The 18211-nt window shown below is 38.5% G+C and carries 14 protein-coding genes, 17 tRNA genes, 2 rRNA genes and 3 riboswitches; of the genes, 2 read left to right on the top strand and 31 right to left on the bottom strand.

What is annotated here, in order from left to right; all coding sequences use genetic code 11:
- Positions 1-55: 55 nt before the first annotated feature.
- Positions 56-157, bottom strand: a riboswitch (purine riboswitch).
- A gap of 164 nt (positions 158-321) precedes the next feature.
- The 5 genes from RCJ95_RS21935 to RCJ95_RS21915 all read right to left on the bottom strand — a co-directional run bounded on the left by RCJ95_RS21935 (position 322) and on the right by RCJ95_RS21915 (position 5865).
- Positions 322-2145: an APC family permease gene (locus RCJ95_RS21935; RefSeq protein ID WP_446722786.1), complete on the bottom strand. Its 1824-nt coding sequence runs from the start codon at positions 2143-2145 to the stop codon at positions 322-324.
- Positions 2146-2263: 118 nt separating this feature from the next.
- Positions 2264-2413: riboswitch (cyclic di-AMP (ydaO/yuaA leader) on the bottom strand.
- A 188-nt stretch (positions 2414-2601) separates the two neighbouring features.
- Positions 2602-3126, bottom strand: coding sequence for a PepSY domain-containing protein (locus RCJ95_RS21930; RefSeq protein ID WP_054548692.1), 525 nt, complete (start codon positions 3124-3126; stop codon positions 2602-2604).
- Between the two features lie 90 nt (positions 3127-3216).
- A complete protein-coding gene (locus RCJ95_RS21925) occupies positions 3217-3888 on the bottom strand; it encodes a PepSY domain-containing protein (protein ID WP_337976402.1) in 672 nt (223 codons plus the stop codon).
- Positions 3885-5180, bottom strand: coding sequence for a HAMP domain-containing sensor histidine kinase (locus RCJ95_RS21920; protein ID WP_446722785.1), 1296 nt, complete (start codon positions 5178-5180; stop codon positions 3885-3887). Before RCJ95_RS21920 ends, RCJ95_RS21925 begins: the two co-directional genes overlap by 4 nt.
- Positions 5170-5865: a response regulator transcription factor gene (locus RCJ95_RS21915; RefSeq protein ID WP_009373358.1), complete on the bottom strand. Its 696-nt coding sequence runs from the start codon at positions 5863-5865 to the stop codon at positions 5170-5172. The genes RCJ95_RS21920 and RCJ95_RS21915 overlap by 11 nt, the downstream gene beginning before the upstream one ends.
- Positions 5866-6073: 208 nt before the next feature.
- On the opposite strand from RCJ95_RS21915, the gene RCJ95_RS21910 reads away from it, so the two are divergent.
- Positions 6074-7339 (top strand): Nramp family divalent metal transporter, encoded by a 1266-nt coding sequence (locus RCJ95_RS21910; RefSeq protein ID WP_221683353.1) that lies wholly within the window; start codon positions 6074-6076, stop codon positions 7337-7339.
- 45 nt (positions 7340-7384) lie between these two features.
- Here RCJ95_RS21910 and RCJ95_RS21905 read toward each other — a convergent pair whose 3' ends face one another.
- From RCJ95_RS21905 to RCJ95_RS21885, 5 genes are all read right to left on the bottom strand, one after another.
- Entirely contained in the window at positions 7385-8074 is a 690-nt protein-coding gene (locus RCJ95_RS21905; RefSeq protein ID WP_221683352.1) for an ABC transporter permease, read from the bottom strand.
- Positions 8067-8990, bottom strand: coding sequence for an ABC transporter ATP-binding protein (locus RCJ95_RS21900; protein ID WP_221683351.1), 924 nt, complete (start codon positions 8988-8990; stop codon positions 8067-8069). The genes RCJ95_RS21905 and RCJ95_RS21900 overlap by 8 nt, the downstream gene beginning before the upstream one ends.
- A 131-nt stretch (positions 8991-9121) precedes the next feature.
- Positions 9122-10057, bottom strand: a complete 936-nt coding sequence (locus tag RCJ95_RS21895) for a sensor histidine kinase (RefSeq protein ID WP_446722784.1) — start codon at positions 10055-10057, stop codon at positions 9122-9124.
- A gap of 4 nt (positions 10058-10061) precedes the next feature.
- Positions 10062-10754: a response regulator transcription factor gene (locus tag RCJ95_RS21890; RefSeq protein ID WP_312130939.1), complete on the bottom strand. Its 693-nt coding sequence runs from the start codon at positions 10752-10754 to the stop codon at positions 10062-10064.
- Positions 10755-10907: 153 nt separating this feature from the next.
- Positions 10908-12371, bottom strand: coding sequence for an amino acid permease (locus RCJ95_RS21885; RefSeq protein WP_221683348.1), 1464 nt, complete (start codon positions 12369-12371; stop codon positions 10908-10910).
- A gap of 82 nt (positions 12372-12453) precedes the next feature.
- Positions 12454-12630, bottom strand: a riboswitch (Lysine riboswitch).
- A gap of 177 nt (positions 12631-12807) precedes the next feature.
- On the opposite strand from RCJ95_RS21885, the gene RCJ95_RS21880 reads away from it, so the two are divergent.
- Positions 12808-14016 carry a CynX/NimT family MFS transporter gene (locus tag RCJ95_RS21880; protein WP_221683347.1) on the top strand — a complete coding sequence of 403 codons (1209 nt, stop codon included), beginning with the start codon at positions 12808-12810 and terminating at the stop codon, positions 14014-14016.
- A 67-nt stretch (positions 14017-14083) separates the two neighbouring features.
- Here the strand turns inward: RCJ95_RS21880 and RCJ95_RS21875 are convergent, their stop codons facing one another.
- The 21 genes from RCJ95_RS21875 to RCJ95_RS21775 all read right to left on the bottom strand — a co-directional run.
- Positions 14084-14614, bottom strand: a complete 531-nt coding sequence (locus RCJ95_RS21875) for a hypothetical protein (protein ID WP_446722783.1) — start codon at positions 14612-14614, stop codon at positions 14084-14086.
- Positions 14615-14663: 49 nt separating this feature from the next.
- Positions 14664-15710 carry a nitric oxide synthase oxygenase gene (locus RCJ95_RS21870; protein ID WP_446722782.1) on the bottom strand — a complete coding sequence of 349 codons (1047 nt, stop codon included), beginning with the start codon at positions 15708-15710 and terminating at the stop codon, positions 14664-14666.
- A 729-nt stretch (positions 15711-16439) separates the two neighbouring features.
- Positions 16440-16511: transfer RNA gene (locus tag RCJ95_RS21865), tRNA-Glu, on the bottom strand.
- A gap of 1 nt (position 16512) precedes the next feature.
- Positions 16513-16589, bottom strand: a tRNA-Asn gene (locus RCJ95_RS21860).
- A 7-nt stretch (positions 16590-16596) separates the two neighbouring features.
- Positions 16597-16670 (bottom strand) — tRNA-Ile (locus RCJ95_RS21855).
- Positions 16671-16674: 4 nt separating this feature from the next.
- Positions 16675-16748 (bottom strand) — tRNA-Gly (locus RCJ95_RS21850).
- Between the two features lie 5 nt (positions 16749-16753).
- Positions 16754-16829, bottom strand: a tRNA-Phe gene (locus RCJ95_RS21845).
- Between the two features lie 6 nt (positions 16830-16835).
- Positions 16836-16928: transfer RNA gene (locus RCJ95_RS21840), tRNA-Ser, on the bottom strand.
- Between the two features lie 13 nt (positions 16929-16941).
- Positions 16942-17017 (bottom strand) — tRNA-Ala (locus tag RCJ95_RS21835).
- A gap of 15 nt (positions 17018-17032) precedes the next feature.
- Positions 17033-17109, bottom strand: a tRNA-Pro gene (locus RCJ95_RS21830).
- A 15-nt stretch (positions 17110-17124) separates the two neighbouring features.
- Positions 17125-17201, bottom strand: a tRNA-Arg gene (locus tag RCJ95_RS21825).
- Between the two features lie 18 nt (positions 17202-17219).
- Positions 17220-17292, bottom strand: a tRNA-Lys gene (locus tag RCJ95_RS21820).
- A 13-nt stretch (positions 17293-17305) separates the two neighbouring features.
- Positions 17306-17380: transfer RNA gene (locus RCJ95_RS21815), tRNA-Gln, on the bottom strand.
- A gap of 9 nt (positions 17381-17389) precedes the next feature.
- Positions 17390-17465: transfer RNA gene (locus RCJ95_RS21810), tRNA-His, on the bottom strand.
- A 48-nt stretch (positions 17466-17513) separates the two neighbouring features.
- A tRNA-Trp gene (locus RCJ95_RS21805) sits at positions 17514-17587 on the bottom strand.
- Positions 17588-17591: 4 nt separating this feature from the next.
- Positions 17592-17675 (bottom strand) — tRNA-Tyr (locus RCJ95_RS21800).
- Positions 17676-17682: 7 nt separating this feature from the next.
- Positions 17683-17758: transfer RNA gene (locus RCJ95_RS21795), tRNA-Thr, on the bottom strand.
- An 8-nt stretch (positions 17759-17766) separates the two neighbouring features.
- Positions 17767-17842: transfer RNA gene (locus RCJ95_RS21790), tRNA-Asp, on the bottom strand.
- A 4-nt stretch (positions 17843-17846) separates the two neighbouring features.
- Positions 17847-17922, bottom strand: a tRNA-Val gene (locus RCJ95_RS21785).
- Positions 17923-17933: 11 nt separating this feature from the next.
- Positions 17934-18049: ribosomal RNA gene (rrf, locus tag RCJ95_RS21780) — 5S ribosomal RNA — on the bottom strand.
- Between the two features lie 67 nt (positions 18050-18116).
- Positions 18117-18211: ribosomal RNA gene (locus RCJ95_RS21775) — 23S ribosomal RNA — on the bottom strand; the annotation flags it as partial.

Here is an 18211-nt window from a genome sequence, read left to right as displayed (position 1 = left end):
GCATTCAGCGCAAAAACGTCGAAATGAATAGAAAACATCATTAAAATAGAAGTTCTCTAAAAGCATTGCTACCCATAGTCGATTCATTTACGGTAAATCGGTAGAAACTTGCGAGCCCTATTCTCGCTATTATATGAGTGAATTTGTATGAAACTATCAGAATAACCAATTTATCACTTTATTCGGCAAGAGCTACTATCTCTCACCAAAAAAAGTTTGATTTTTCGGAATTTAATGGTATTCTGTAACTTTTTAATTGTAAACGTTCGTGTTTTCAATCAACGTACTGATTATAACAGACTATTTTCTAGCTTGCTAGCATTATTTTGATAAATGGAACGGTACTGTCATAATGACGACATTTCTGTGAAATAACAGTGATGTACGAATGAGAAGACTCGATTGGTTGTGTAGCATATGATGCCACCCTTTTTTCGGTAAGAATTGAGGGATAACAACCGTTACTTTATGACCTGTCTTCGTACATTGATGTTCTACTTTATCAATAAATTTAATTAATGGCTGTGTAATGCTGCGATATGGTGAATAGTAGGTAACTAATCGTACATCAGGTTGCCAGGCATTCCACTTCTCTTCAAAAGCTTTTGCATCTGCTTGGTCAAAAGCTACATAAAAGGCTATCACTTTATCAACCTTAAGTGATTTGGCATAATGTAGGGAGTTTTCAACCACCTTTGTTATGCCAGCTACTGGCACAATGAAAACATTCCCCTCAATAGTAGCCAGTTCCTCATGATTTAACCTTAACTGTTCTCCAACAGCTTGATAATGTTGCTTAATGCGATGGAATACAAAAATAATAATTGGTAAAAAGATAAACACCGGCCAAACTTGAGGCATTTTTGTCACAAAAAACATCATTGCCACGATGAAAGAGATAGCGGCCCCAATTGTGTTGATCGTAAATCTTGCTACCCAGCCTTTAGATTTTTCGCGCCACCATTTTCTCATCATCCCCGTTTGCGCTAATGTAAAGGGAATAAATACGCCTACTGCATAGAGCGGAATTAAATGCTCTGTGGCCCCGTCAAAAAGTATAATTAAAACAATGGCAGCAATACCTAGCATTAAAATACCATTTGAATAGCCAAGACGGTCCCCTCGGATTTGGAAGATTCTTGGGATAAAACCATCCTTCGATAAATTCACAGCAAGCAAGGGAAATGCTGAATACCCTGTGTTTGCGGCAAGTACTAAAATCATTGCAGTTGTCCCCTGAACAATATAATAAAGAAAATTCCGACCAACACTAGCTTCTGCTAGCTGGGAAACGACTGTTGCTTCTGCTGTTGGTGCAACGCCATAAAAATAAGCTAGACTAACAATCCCGATGAATAAAACGGCTAAAATGGCGCCCATTGCTAAAAGCGTTTTAGCAGCATTATTTGGAGCAGGATTTCTAAAATTAGGTATGGCGTTAGAAATAGCCTCTACTCCTGTTAACGCTGAGCTTCCTGATGCAAATGCCTTTAATAAAATAAATAGGCTAATCCCTGCCACTGGTGTCCCAATCTTTGGATGTAACTCTGCAGGCACCTGTCCAGTTGCCACATTATAGAGCCCAATCCCGATTAGCAACAGCATAACGCCTACAAATAGATAAACTGGGTAAGCCAAGATAGAGGCTGACTCTGTTACACCTCGCAAGTTTAAAATCGTTAAGAAAATCACAAATATAATAGCAATGGGTACATTATAAGCATGAAGACTTGGAAATGCAGATGTAATAGCATCTGTCCCGGCCGACACACTTACTGCTACTGTTAAAATATAATCAACAAGCAAAGAACCCCCTGCAACAAGACCTGCATTCACGCCTAAATTTTCTCGTGATACGACATAGGCGCCTCCCCCATGTGGATAGGCGAAGATAACTTGACGATAGGATAAAATCAGTGCCACGAGTAGAATAACCACTCCAGCGGCAATAGGTAAAGAATACCAAAACGCCATTGTACCTACCGTCATCAGGACAATTAAAATTTGTTCTGGTCCATAGGCTACTGATGACAATGCATCTGATGATAATATGGCCAGTGCCTTTGTTTTACTTAGCTTTTGTTCCCCTAACGCATCGGATCTTAATGGTTTGCCGATTACATAACGTTTGAATGAGGATTTCATTGATAAACACCTTCTAGTTTCATAGAATGTGTTTCGCCTTTCTAAATTACATCAAAAAACGCCTACAAGTCATCACTAAATAAGACTTGTAGACGCTCATCCGTCTGCCAAGCTCCACTTTTCTGCTCTTAACGCTTACGAGGTTAGCTGTCGGATTCGGGCCTGAGTAGCCCTACTCCTCCAAAAGGAAGAGATTCACCCCAAGAATGGCTATGCCATCCATCAAAATTGGTTCCCCCGCGTTTAGTTGCTTCAGCGATTTAGAAATTTGAAACTTTTATAATGATGTCATAGTACGCCTGCTAATTGAAAAAGTAAAGAAGAAAATTTTTTCTTTTTTGAACATATAAATAACCACTTCTTAAAGTAAATTTCCTGAATACCTAGTAAATACCCACAATTAAAACAATAAAACTGCCTTAAAGGTATGTTCTCCCTTTAAGACAGCTCATTAAATTAGTCATCAAAGCCTTGTTCAAAATCTATAATGTTTCCAGAGACTGCATCCACATCTACTTCGTATTCATATTGACCGTCTTTTAATTCAATTTCATATACACCATCATCAAGCTTAATTTTTGTCACTTTACCCTTTGCTTTTGTTTGGGCTGTCTTGATAGCCTGCTCTTTTGTAATTATTTTTGTTGTAGCAGTCGTAGCAGGAATATGATCATCCCAATCATCGTCATCTAAACGTTCCTTTTTCTGCTTGAGTAATTTCCCACTATAAGCATCAAATTTTAAATCATATTCTTCTGTATCTGTATACACCTCTACTTCATAAATAGAGCTAAACTGATTTTGGTCAAATTCGATATTTGCAACTGTACCATCCACTACCGCTAGCGCTTTCTTCTCAATTTCCTGCATGGATAAGACCTTTTTTTCTTGGGCATTTCCTGATAATAAAGTCGTCGAGCCAATCGCTGCACCCACTCCAAGAGTAATTACTAGTGCTGGAATCATTATCATTTTTTTCATGTTCATCTCTCCTTTGTTTTATCTAAACTTAGCTTACCAAGTGAAGATGATAGAACTATAAGAAGAACATTAGAATTTCATGAGAATGATTTAATGATCGTCATCCCATGTTACAGACAGTACTTTTCCTGAAACAGCATGAATTTGAAATGTAGCTTCGTCCTCCTGCGTTTCAATCTCAACTAAATAGTAACCACCCTCTGAGGTTTCTTCAAAATCAACTGAATCCACTTCACCCTTTAATTGCTTAAGAGCTATTTGAATAGCCTGTTGCTCAGTAATAATAGGCTCTTCGATAGGTTGTTCTTGTGGCTCAACCTTTTTCTCTGCCAGTAGTTCGCCTGTATAACCATCAAGGGTTAAATCCTTTTGAATTTTCTCATTTTCAACACGTACAGTATAAACGGAGTCTGTAAGCATAACGCTTTCTACATCTCCATATTCCTTTTTAACCATTTGTCTGATCTGCTTTTCTGTTAATAGTAATTTACTTTGTCCTTCTTTCATGATTAGAGCAGTTACCTGTTGTGTCGTAACGTCAAGTATAGCTGCATACTTGACATCCTCACGCGTAAAAAGCATTTCAAAGGTATTTCCTTGTTTTTCAACTTGTGTAACATCACCATTGTAGATAGTCTCAATATGGCGAATAGCCTCCGCTTCACTAATAGGTTGAACGTAAAAATAACGATTTTGAACAAACCAAATTACTCCACTACAAAGAAGGATAATAACAACAATTACTAACATCCACTTTTTCATTGCTGTCCCTCCTTTGGTATACATAAAGTAAAGCTTGAGCCTTCCCCTAGCTTACTTTTTACATCGATCGTTATACTTAATTGTTGTGACAGTTCATGTGCTATTGCTAGCCCTAGCCCTGAACCACCTGTTTTACGATTACGATCCTCTGTTACACGATAAAAACGCTCAAACAAATGAGGAATATGCTCGATTGGAATACCAATACCAAAATCTTGGATGGTAATACGTACATGATTGGTTGTTTCAGTGGCTTGAATACGTACTTCATCCTCACTATATTTCCTAGCATTATCCAGCAAAATAAAAAGTAGTTGCTTCAATATTTTTTCATCACTATAAATAAACTTTGGAATCTGCTCATCAATTCTAAATGTTCGATGATAAGCCTGTTCCATTTGTAAAGCTACTTTATTTAAGAACGGGGCAAGCTCTAGTTGTTCGAAATGAACGTCCAATTGCTCTTTGTTTTTAGCTAGTTCTAGCAATTGCAATACCATTTCATGCATACGAGATGATTCATTGGCAATAGCTTGCAAGGATTCCTGAGCAACCTCCCGATTATCAAACCCCCTCCTTAGGAGTAGTTTTGCATAGCTTTCAATGACAGTTATAGGAGTTTTTAATTCATGGGAGGCATTTGATACAAATTCTTGTTGCTTCTGATAATGTTGTTCAAGCTTCTCCATCATCATATTAAAAGTGCGGTTAATGTTTGTTAATTCGTCCCCACCTTTTTCTGTGGTATCTATTTTTTCATATTTCCCAGTAGATGCACTTTTGCGCATGGTCTCATTTAAACGTTCTAACGGTAATAAAATAAGTCGCCCAAGTACCAAGCTCGCTAGGAAAATAGGAATCGATGCCACAACAGATACAACAACTAAGATGACCTTTAACAAATCTAATGTCCGTTCTACTTCTTCCATAGATTGCTGCAATGTTATGTCCACCACCGTTCCGTCGATCCAAATGGCAGGCATTGTGTAGGTAATAGAAGGGACCTCTTGCATTTCAAGTGTAGCCTGAACCTTCGTTTTCAAAAGTTCACCATCATAAATATAAACGGCACCATCTGTTGGCATATAGGCTCTTAATACTTGCTGTAGGTTGGTTTGTGCATTTAACTGACTCAGTGTAGAGCTTAACTCATTTGCCCGTGACTGAAGCTGATTATATTCCGTATCATAGGCAAATTTCTCATACAACAAATAAATTCCACTATTTGTTGCCACTACTATAACTAGCATAAGCAATGTTGTTAGTAGATGGATTTTTGTTTTAAGTCTCATAACTATGTTCCTTTAGCACATATCCAACACCTCGAATTGTCTGGATAAGAGGTGTTGGATTAGCAGCCTCAAGCTTTTGTCGTACATAACGTATATAAACATCCACAACATTTGTATCCCCATAATAATCATAGCCCCACACAGCCTCTAATATTTGCTCCCTTGTCAGTACTTGTTTAGGATGCTTTAGTAAATAGAACAACAAATCATACTCACGAGGTGTCAGCTGAATTTCCTTATCAAAATATACAACTTCCCTTGTTTGCTCGTTTATCGATAAATGGCCAAATGAAAGTGCAACTTGCTTTGGACTTACCTTCTGCGAAAACCGTAATGCATTGCGAATTCGTGCCAGTAGCTCCTCAATTTCAAAAGGCTTTGTCACATAATCATTGGCTCCTAAATCCAAGCCCTTTACCTTATCCTCTACCTCGCTTTTGGCAGTTAGCATGATAACAGGTGTTTGAGATTCTGTTGCACGAATACGCTTTAGCACATCAATACCGCTCATCTCAGGTAGCATGATATCAAGTAAAATTAAATCCCATTGCTGCTCACGGTATTGTAGTAAGCCTTCTGTTCCTGTATGGGCCATTGCTGCCTCATATCCTTCAAATTGAAGCTCCAGTTGTAGCACTCTCGCAATATTTTCTTCATCTTCTATAATTAAAATTCGATGTGTCATGTCGAATCCGTCCTTCGCCTTTTCTTTTCATCGTATACGATATAAGTGGTGAAAGTCTAATTAGAAAATGATGAGAATTGCACATACTTATAGAAGGATAAAGCAAACCACTTCACTTTTTTTATTCCTAGCGTTAGAATACTAATATCTTATTTTCCTATAGGAAACTTTATTTCATTGATGATACTTTTTGAAACGAGGGAACAATATGGTTTACAAACGAGTCACAAAATCGTCAGCAGAGGCGGTTTTAGATGGAGATATAAGAGGTTGGCGAAGATTTTTACCATTTTTAGGACCTGCTTTCATTGCAGCAGTCGCCTATATCGATCCTGGTAATTTTGCTACAAATATTACAGCAGGCTCTCAATACGGCTACCTGCTACTTTGGGTTATAGCCTTTTCTAATTTAATGGCTGTGTTAATTCAGTCTCTGTCTGCCAAGCTTGGGATTGCGACAGGAAAAAATTTACCTGAAGTCGCACGCGAGCATTTTTCTAAAAAAACTTCTATCTTTTTGTGGATACAGGCAGAATTGGTCATCATTGCCACTGACCTCGCGGAATTTATCGGAGCAGCATTAGGGCTTTATTTACTTTTCAATATCCCAATGCTTCCCGCCGCATTAATTACAGCAGTGGGTTCATTTGCTATTTTAGAGCTGCAAAGAAGAGGATTTAGAGCCTTTGAAGCAGGTATTTCTGGCATGGTTTTAATTGTTGTATTGGCATTTGCCTTTCAAACATTTTTAGCGCAGCCAGCATGGGGCGATGTAGCGATCGGCATGTTCACGCCACACTTTGAAGGTGTAGATTCACTATTATTAGCAACAGGTATTTTAGGTGCAACCGTTATGCCTCATGCTATTTACTTACATTCCTCTTTAACACAAAGTCGTATTATTGGTCGGAATGAGGCAGAAAAAAAACGTATTTTCCGTTTTGAATTTATCGATATTATCATCGCTATGATTATTGCTGGTGCCATCAATATGAGTATGCTCATAATTGCCGCAGCAGTATTCCATACCCAAGGCGTTGTAGTTGAAGATTTAGATGTTGCCTATAATGGCTTAAAAGATGCGCTCGGCCCACTGGCTGCCATTTCCTTTGGTCTTGGTTTACTTATTGCAGGGCTTGCTAGTTCCTCTGTAGGGACTTTAGCCGGTGACGTAGTGATGCAGGGCTTCATTCAAAGAAAAATACCTCTTTATTTACGTAGAGCGATTACCATGGTGCCACCACTTGCAATCATTGCCTCTGGTGTGAATGCTACCTATGCTTTGGTTCTTAGTCAGGTTGTTTTATCATTTGGTATTTCCTTTGCACTTGTCCCTCTTGTTATGTTTACAAGTAAACGAGACATCATGGGAAGCCTAGTTAATCACCGTATTACAACTGTTTTAGGTTGGTTTGTCGTAGTCATTGTTGTTACGTTAAACATTTACTTACTGTGGGAAACAATTTTTGGATAACAAAAAGCCAGGTACTCTAGGAATGAGCACCTGGTATCTTTTTGATTAAACATCCACCTTTTCGATATTTCTAATGGCTAAATAAGCAATACCCAGTCCCACGATTGCTAAAGTAATTGGAATAATAATTATATCGTTTAAAGTAAAGTTACCTGAATTTGACGAAGTGACAGACACAATTATAATAGATGAAATGATAGTTGTCGGTATAGAGTATTTTCTCATCCCAAAGTACAATGGGATTAAAGCTATGCCTGAGGCAGCTATCGCATTCATCAATACAGAAGGTATATGCTGAATAATTAAAGAACTTGATAGTACATCTGGAATTAATTCATATCGATCGCTTACGACACAAAAAATGGCTGTAATAAGAGCATTGGAGATAATGATCATACTGAAAGTAAATAGCATGACAATAGCAAGCTTTGCGACCATTAATTTCTTTCTACTTATCGGATACATAAAGGCTAATGTAATGGTTTTAAATTTATATTCTCCGATGATTAACTTAGCTATTAACGTAGAAGCAAAAATAATAAAAACTGCTCTTACAAATGAATCAATGACACTTAAAGCAACCTTGTAATTTTCAAGCCCTGGATCTCCTTCTACTTTAGAAATAAATAAAATCATAAACAGAAACCCGAGAATGACTAAATTAGCAATGATAGCTCCTCTAACATATGATCCTAAATGGAACTTTTTCATTTCTAAACGCATTAAATTAAGCATGAACAACGCCTCCATTGATTAGCTTTAAGAAATAATCCTCTAATGAACTTGTTTTTTTACTAATCTCTTCAATCTCAACGTCATGTTCAATTAATGCTCTTGATAGGCTTTGTTGGGATACAGTTGAGTCGTATATACGTATAGAGTTATCATCCATCAGCTTAAAATTAGTAATGTTTAATTCGTTTTCAATAATAAACGCTGCCTTTTTCCCATCACTTACGATCACTTCGGTATAATTGACCTGATCACGATTAATAGTATCCATTGCTACCTCAGTGATGAGCCTTCCATTCTTAATAACACCTATTGTATCGACCAATTGTTCTATTTCAGCCAAAATATGACTTGAGATAATAATGGTTATGCCGTACTCCTTACAAAGCATCTTGAAAAGCTCTCTTAACTCCTTTATTCCTACTGGGTCCAATCCATTAATTGGTTCGTCTAATATAAGTAACTCTGGCTTTGTAATAATGGCCCTTGCAATGCCTAATCTCTGCTTCATCCCTAGAGAAAAATCTTTAACCTGCTTATTCTCTGTATTCGTTAACTTTACTAAGTTAAGAACATGTGCAATTTCTTTCTTATCATAATAACCCATGTATTCACAATGTAATTCTAGGGTCTCACTAGCCGTTAATTTTTCATAAAAAATAGGATATTCAATAATTGTCCCCATTCTTTTTAGTATTTCATAGGATTTGTCGGTCAATTTCTCCCCTAATATTTCTACATCTCCACTTGTAGGCTTCGTTAGATTAGTTAGCATCTTCATAACAGTGGTTTTACCTGCACCATTGGGACCTAAAAATCCATAAATCTCTCCCTTCTTAACGTTCATATTGACAGCAGAAACAACTTCCTTTCCATCGTACACTTTCGTAAGCTGATTTGTTTTTACAATGTATGTCATGTAATTCGCTCCCTCAATTGTGACTAGCTTCATTATAAAAAATGAAACTCTCTATTTTATTACTGCATTCTTACAAATTTCTTAAGTAAAAAAGCCTGCAAAGCATTAAAGCTCTACAAGCACAACTGGATTCAATACATCATTCGTTTTAGCGAAATGGTAAAAGTAGTTTTTTCATTAGGAATACTCGATAACCGGATGGAGCCATTCATTATTTCTACTAGCCGCTTTGTAATCGTTAGTCCCAAACCACTGCCTTGAAAAGATTTATTTCGAGAATCCTCAAGTGTATACATCCTTTCAAATACGCTATCGATATGATATTCATCAATACCCTTGCCACAATCCCACACATCAATATCAATATTGGCTTCTTCATGTCTTACGGTAATTCCAATTACATTGCCATCTGCTCCATATGCAATAGCATTAGACAGTAGATTGTTTAGAACCCTATTTAATGCTTCTTCATTACCAAGGGCATACATGGGGCTTGCAGGAATATCAATATTAACATCTAATCCCATTGAAGTAACCAGATCGTAAAAAGACAAAATATTTTTACGGCATATTTCACTGACATTGATTTTAGTGATTGGGTAATCTGTATCTCCAGCCTCTAATTTCGCCAAGTCAAAAAATGTATGGATAATTTTTAACACTTCTAATGTTTTAGCATGTACACCTGTAAGTAATCGTTGGCGTTCTTCGTCACTCATCGCATTTTGAAGTTGAAGCATTTCAATATAGCCAAGTACAACGGTTAAAGGTGTTTTAAGATCATGCGAAATATTGGCCAACATCTTTTTCATGGAATTTTCCATTTTTCGATGTGTAGCCTGGATTTTTTGATGTTGATCTAGCAACGTATTCAGTTTAATAAGTAACTGTTGAATTTCTGAATTTGTAGTTGTTACTAGAATCTTTTCATACGTCTGTTCATTCACAATTACGTGTAGTTTACTATGAATGTATTGGATAGCGCGTTCTTGTTCCCTCTTGACTTTCCATTGAAAAATTAGGACCCCGATTAGCAATACAATTATTATTAATAGAAATATCATCATATTTTTATCCCTCAAACTTATAGCCGATTCCCCATAGAGTTTTAATATACTGAGGATTTGATGGATCATCTTCTATTTTTTCACGTAGTCTTCTAATATGTACATTTATAATATTTTCATCTCCGTAATAGGCATCTTTCCATATCATCTGATAAATTTGCTCTTTGGTAAAAACCCTGTGACGATTTGTCACAAACAATTTTAAAATGGAAAATTCCTTTGATGTCAGCTTTATCTCTTGTCCGCTCTTTGTTATTGAGAAATTAACGATATCTATCTTTAAATTATCAATTTCGAGGACCTCTTGCTTTTGTTCAGCTTGACTAGAGTATTTCGTAGCTCTTCTGATAACAGCCTTTACACGTGCTGAAAACTCCAGCATAGAAAAAGGTTTAGCAATATAATCATCTGCCCCCAATCCTAAGCCCAATGCTTTATCAACATCACTGTCTTTTGCAGACATAATAATGATAGGAAGTGCTGCCTGCTCTCTAATAATCTTTAATACTTCCAAACCATTTAATTTAGGAATCATAATATCTAAGATGACCAAATCAAAGGTATTTTGCAAACAATTATGTAATGCCTCTTCGCCATTAGTCGCTGTTGTGACATTGAAACCTTCCATCGTTAAGTAATTATCAACCATTTCACGAATGGCTTCATCGTCTTCTACCAGTAAGATATGTTTTTGCACTATCATGCACCTCTCCTATCAAAACCCAATTTCCATATGTATATTACATTACCATATTTATGATGTTTGATTAGAGAGATTTTGTTTATGAGTGTTGAAAAAAGAACTGCCCCATAAACCATCGCTCTTAGGTTTACAGAACAGCTCTATTATTTAATCTTCAACTTTTAAATCACAATCTTTAAGTGGAAGCATTTTTGTTTTGTGCTTTATTTTATAGCCCAACCATAATGCTAAAAATAATGGAATCCCAATATACGAAACAAGGATACCGTACCAATCAATCTTATCGCCTGTAAAGGCTGTGTAATTTTGTCCAATGACTACAATCATACAAACTGTAAAAGCAAATAGTGGTCCAAACGGATATAATTTGGCTTTATAAGGTAATAATCTTGGATCTAAGCCCTGTGCATCAAACGCTCGGCGGAAACGATAATGACTAAACGCAATACCTAGCCATGCAATAAAGCCAGACATTCCAGAAGCATTTAATAGCCAGATATAAACCACTCCATCGCCAAAGAAGGATGCCAAAAATGCTAAACAGCCTACAGCTAATGTTGCCATAAGTGCATAAATCGGAATACCTCTACGACTTAGCTTTGCAAAAAATTTAGGTGCATGTCCATCCACTGCTAATTGCCATAGCATACGAGAAGATGCATATAGTCCTGAATTTCCTGCTGACAGCATAGCCGTTAAAATAATGGCATTCATTAAAGAAGCAGCAAAGGCAATACCTAGACGGTCAAACACTAGTGTAAAGGGTGATACTGCGATATCTTCTGATAACAAACGTTCGTCTGTAAATGGAATCAACATCCCGATTGCACCAATCGCTAAAATATAAAACAAAAGAATACGCCAAAATACAGATTTAACAGCCTTCGGAATATTTTTACCAGGATTATCTGTTTCACCAGCTGTAATTCCTAGTAATTCTGTCCCTTGGAATGAAAATCCTGCAGCTAGGAAAATACCAAATGTAGCAAGGAAGCCACCATGGAATGGCCCATCACTAACAAAGAAATTAGTAAAACCTACAGGAGCCTGCCCACCTAAAATACCAAAAATCATTAGTAAGCTAATGATAATAAAAACAATAACCGTTGCTACTTTAATCATGGCAAACCAATATTCACTTTCACCATAACTTTTTACGGATAGTAAATTAAACGTCAATACAACAGCAATAAATAATACTGTCCAAAGTGCTGATGAGCTATCTGGGAACCAATATTTCATAATTAATGACACAGCAGCAATTTCGGCAGCAATGGTGATTGCCCAGTTATACCAGTAGTTCCAGCCTAATGCAAAGCCCAAAGCGGGATCTACAAATTTGGTTGCATACGTACTAAATGAACCTGATGATGGCATATAGGCAGCCATTTCCCCTAAGCTTGTCATTAAAAAATACACCATAATACCGATTAAAGCATAGGCAAGCAATGCTCCCCCAGGCCCTGCCTGAGCAATAGCACCTCCACTGGCTAAAAATAGCCCCGTACCAATTGTACCGCCTAAAGAAATCATTGTAATATGACGGCTTTTTAATTCTTTTTTCAGCTTCGGCGCTTTATGTCCGAGCTGATTTACTTTTATTTCACTCACGATATAGCTTCCTTCCTATTTATGAGGCAAAAAAATGCCATCACATATACACTGTGATGGCTACGTTAATCCTCAGTTTTTCCTACATGATAGCTCAACACGTTGTACAAACGTGACAGTTCTGTTCCTTTCGGAGACAGCCCCAGCATGAGGTTTTCAAGTCCCCTCACACTTCGGCAATATTTCCTTTCAGCTAATCTCATCAATGCTTGTCATTTCAATTAGCATACTTATAAATATCGCGACCTCTACCTCAATACAAACATGAGGCATATAATTATTAAATTTATGATGTTTATTATACTAACATAAGACCATAGACATTTCAATACCGCAAGAAATGTTCCGTATTTTATGAATCTTCTACTATTTTTAATAGTGTGATAAAGTGTTATAGTAGTTCAATTAGAATGGTTATTATTAGGGGGGATTTATTTTGACTACAAATGATCATACCACTAGTTATCCAAGTAAAAAAATTAGCTGGAAAGGAACAACCTTACTTTTAGTCTTTGGCGTTATCTTTATAGCCTCTACATTACGAATGCCACTAACTGTTGTTGGTCCAATTATATCCTTTATCCGTGAAGATCTTGGAATATCTAATGTAGTGGCTGGCTTTCTAACAACAATTCCATTGCTGGCTTTTGCTATTATATCTCCATTTGCACCAGTTGTAGCACGCAAACTAGGGCTTGAGCTAACATTATTTTTATCAACTTTTCTCTTGGCCTTAGGAATTGTCCTACGTTCACTTGGTACGACAGAATTACTTCTATTGGGTACTGTGTTAATTGGCGTAGCCATTTCTTTTGGAAATGTACTAATTCCAGGATTATTAAAATTGAAATTTCCATATCATGTGGGTTTATTAATGGCCTTTTTCACCATGTCCATGAATTTTACTGCTGGCCTTGGAGCTGGTATTAGCTATCCGATAGCTAATTCATCGTTAGGCTGGCAAGGTGCGCTTTCCATTGCACTCATACTCGTTCTAATTACAATCCTAATTTGGATACCTCAACTAAAGTCAAATTACCCAGAACCAGTTACTACATCTAAAAAGACCAGTACACCTTTATGGAAATCACCTGTTACTTGGGCTGTCACAGGGGCAATGGGTTTACAGTCTTTATTATTCTATACAACAGCAGCGTGGATACCTGAGATCTATATTGCTCAAGGTTTAGCGCCTGATAAAGCTGGCTGGATGTTTTCAATCATGCAATTCTCACAAGTACCAATGGCTTTGGCAGTGCCTATTATTGCAGGTAAAATGACTTCTCAACGCCCACTTGTATTGATGTTTACATCCTTCTATTTAGTAGGCTTTGTTGGAGTTGTCATGGAATGGACAAGTCTTGGGGTCCTGTGGATGGTTCTTCTAGGGTTAGCAGGTGGTTCTTCATTCGCCCTAGCAATGATGTTCTTCACTCTCCGTACTCGTACTGCATTTGAAGCAGCAGATTTATCAGGCTTTGCACAATCTTTGGGTTATTTATTTGCCGCAATTGGTCCTATTCTTTTTGGCTACTTGCATGATTTATTTGGTGGTTGGAATATTGCGGGATGGCTCTTTGTCGTTGTGGCAATTTTACTCTTCTTTTGCTCAATGAGAGCTTCTAAGAATGAATATGTGCATTAAAATTAAATAAAGCAGGTGGTTCAGCTTCCTCCATCTGCTTTATTTCTATATAGTGTTTACACATTACTTAATTGTCGAGTTGCTGGATTAATGTTAGCAATTCAGCAAGGCATTCTGATGCTTCATTATTACGAGCTGTTATAGTAGAAAAAATAGGAACAGCCTCTTGTAAAAGCAAATAACTATAATAGTAATAGCCTACAAAAGCTTGCTTTCCATAGCCCTTTGGCGTTTCTTCCTCCCACTCCTGCTCATCATTGTCCTCATTTTCTATCCATAAATAGTTGACGTCTAATAGCTCCTGCATATTTTTAACAGTATTGACTGGGTCGAGATAATCTTTCGTAATAGCATGTGCCACAGCTAAATATAATTGTATTTCTTGTAAGGAGACAACCTCTAATTTTTTACTAGTAAGCTTTTTTAACAGGACAAGCAAAACCCATAGTGTCACCTGCCACAGTGTACCTTGATGTTCGATTAATTCAGCTAGTTGTGTGTATTGCTCCTGTTCTATCAGCTTAGGAATGGCTGTACCTCTACCATAAGGTGTCGTCAATTGTCTCCACGGGATATTGGGAATTTGCTGATCTAACATAGTAAGCCCTCTTTCATCAAAAGTGTTGAAAGTAAACAATTCCTTTACACTAATAGCATGGTTTTTGATAAAAATAATTTGGTGTATGATATATATTTACATAGGGTTTATGGAATATGTGAGTTGTGGCAGGGGAAAGTGGTGGGATTAACCATGTCCAGTTGCCAGTAACTTCTCTTCCTGTTGATTTTTCAGCCTCCTCAAACAATCTAAACTGCTGAGCTGCTGTATGATGATCAACAATGCTCACACCCTCTTCTTTAAATGAGTGAAGAACAGCAATATTAAGTTCTACTAAAGCACGATCACGCCAAAGAGACGCTTGTTTGGTTGTATCAAGATTAAAAATCTCTGCAATTGCAGGTAACATATTATAACGATCATGATCTGCTAAATTTCGAGCACCAATCTCTGTTCCCATATACCAGCCGTTAAATGGAGCTGCTTGAAAATCAATTCCAGCCATTTGAAAACGCATACTCGAAATAATAGGTACAGCATACCACTTCATTCCTAATTTCTCCACATCGATTGACTCTGGATGGCGGATTGAAACCTCTACTATATTTTCTTCAGGAATTACAAACATTTGAGGAGCACGATCATCCACCTGTATAACGATTGGTAGTACATCAAAATCAGTTCCTTTACCTTTCCATCCTAACGACTCACACACTTTTGTAAATTTAATGGACTGCGAATCTCCAATAATGCCTGCCTCTGTTTCATAGCCTGCATAACGAATTAGTTGATGATTCCAAATCCGTACTCTATCTGAAGCAAACACTGTTATAGTTGGACGGATTTTCCCATGATTTGTCGCATAATCAATATGTTCTAGTAATTTTTGAAAAATAGCCTTTTCATCTAAAACATCACGTGCATCTACTACATGCAGTGACTGCCAAAACAGACGTCCAATACACTTATTGCTATTTCGCCATGCCACCCGTGCGCCAAAAACTAGCTCCTCTGTTGTTGGGTGATATTCACCTGCATCCTTAACTGCCTGTAATCTATTCTTTAACCAAAATTCTGATTCATTTTGTTCTGTCTGATATAGACTTAAAAATTGCTTTATCTCCTGTATATTCATATCGATTCCTCCACTTATCCTCATATTAGAGGAACAAAACCACAAGCACCATGAAAATAGTAATTGAAAAAACATACATATTTTATATATGAAATAGTTTGTTCAAATTTACTCTATAGACTCTCTTTCTTAAGAGAATGTAAGGGAGAGGGATCCTAACTATTGTAAAAAGTCTACATTAATCATATAACCTTCATAGTGTTGTAGCAAAGCAATCAATAGAATTTTTTATGAAAGATAAAAGTCTTTCCATTTTAGGCTACTTACATGCTGCTGACGCTTGGCTTTCGCGCTGCGGTTAGCCTCTTTCTGGCTAACCCCGGCAATCAAGTAGTCTTCCTCATTTATCCCACAAATAAATTGAAGGTGTTCACTTATGGCTGGCTGTTGTAACTGATTCCCTACTCCACATTGAAAATAAGAGCTTATCTCCTCTAAGCATACAGATAATGGGCTTTTTGATCGCTATGCTACTATGAAAAAAGTAAAGTAAAGACACTTTGCAGAAAAGTTGATTGTAGTGGAGCCAGCGTCACAGATGAGACCCTGGAGCAAACGTAAATGAGTGAAGTGGCTCATCGGACGCCCTCTGGAAAGGAAGCTGGCGGAACGGAAATCAACCTCTTACCTTGCTAATAGGTGTCTTTTTCTGCTAGTGATCTTTTCTCAACAACATGAAAAAGGAGAATAGAAAAAAGCATGTAACACACATCTGTGCTACATGCTTGATGACCCGTACGGGATTCGAACCCGTGTTACCGCCGTGAAAGGGCGGTGTCTTAACCACTTGACCAACGGGCCGTGGCTCCGAAGGCAGGACTCGAACCTGCGACAACCTGATTAACAGTCAGGTGCTACTACCAACTGAGCTACTTCGGAATAATGATGGGCCTAAATGGACTCGAACCATCGACCTCACGCTTATCAGGCGTGCGCTCTAACCAGCTGAGCTATAGGCCCATTTTGGAGCGGGTGATGAGAATCGAACTCACGACATCAGCTTGGAAGGCTGAGGTTTTACCATTAAACTACACCCGCAATAATGGTGGGTCAGGACGGAATCGAACCGCCGACACTTAGAGCTTCAATCTAATGCTCTACCAACTGAGCTACTGACCCGAAAAATGGAGGAGGTAGAGGGATTCGAACCCCCGCGCGGTGTTACCCGCCTGTCGGTTTTCAAGACCGATCCCTTCAGCCAGACTTGGGTATACCTCCAAAAATATTACAATGGTGGAGCCTAGCGGGATCGAACCGCTGACCTCCTGCGTGCAAGGCAGGCGCTCTCCCAGCTGAGCTAAGGCCCCATTTATCATGAAAGATGGTCGGAATGACAGGATTCGAACCTACGACCCCTTGGTCCCAAACCAAGTGCTCTACCAAGCTGAGCTACATTCCGTAAACATGATTTTATTGGCGCGCCCGACAGGAGTCGAACCCATAACCTTCTGATCCGTAGTCAGACGCTCTATCCAATTGAGCTACGGGCGCATGCTAATTAAAAAATGATGAGCCATGAAGGACTCGAACCTTCGACCCTCTGATTAAAAGTCAGATGCTCTACCAACTGAGCTAATGGCTCATGAAATTAAAAATGGCTGGGGTACTAGGATTCGAACCTAGGCATGACGGAATCAAAATCCGTTGCCTTACCGCTTGGCTATACCCCAATTTTAAAATGGGGCGACTGATGGGAATCGAACCCACGAATGTCGGAACCACAATCCGATGCGTTAACCACTTCGCCACAATCGCCACTATATAAATTATATTAGCTGTATTATGAACGAGTACCTCAATACCTGGCAGGGGCAGTAGGAATCGAACCCACACCAAAGGTTTTGGAGACCTCTATTCTACCGTTGAACTATGCCCCTAAAATGGTGGAGGGGGACGGATTCGAACCGCCGAACCCTAAGGAGCGGATTTACAGTCCGCCGCGTTTAGCCACTTCGCTACCCCTCCAAGGGAATGGTGCCGGCGATAGGAGTCGAACCCACGACCTACTGATTACAAGTCAGTTGCTCTACCAACTGAGCTACACCGGCAATAATAATGGCGGTCCCGACCGGGATCGAACCGGCGATCTCCTGCGTGACAGGCAGGCATGTTAACCGCTACACCACGGGACCAAAATGGTGGAGGATGACGGGCTCGAACCGCCGACCCCCTGCTTGTAAGGCAGGTGCTCTCCCAGCTGAGCTAATCCTCCACAAAAAATAAGCGAAGCGACGTCCTACTCTCACAGGGGGAAGCCCCCAACTACCATCGGCGCTAAAGAGCTTAACTTCCGTGTTCGGTATGGGAACGGGTGTGACCTCTTTGCCATCATCACTTCACTTATTCAGCTGAAAGACTTATTCTTTCAAAACTGGATAAACGATACATTGAATGTTTCAAACTTTTTTGGTTAAGTCCTCGATCGATTAGTATTCGTCAGCTCCATGTGTCACCACACTTCCACCTCGAACCTATCTACCTCATCGTCTTTGAGGGATCTT

This window comes from Lysinibacillus sp. BSL11, assembly GCF_052928325.1.
Note: the sequence above shows the minus strand (reverse complement) of the source record. Positions and strands in the feature narration are given on the sequence as shown.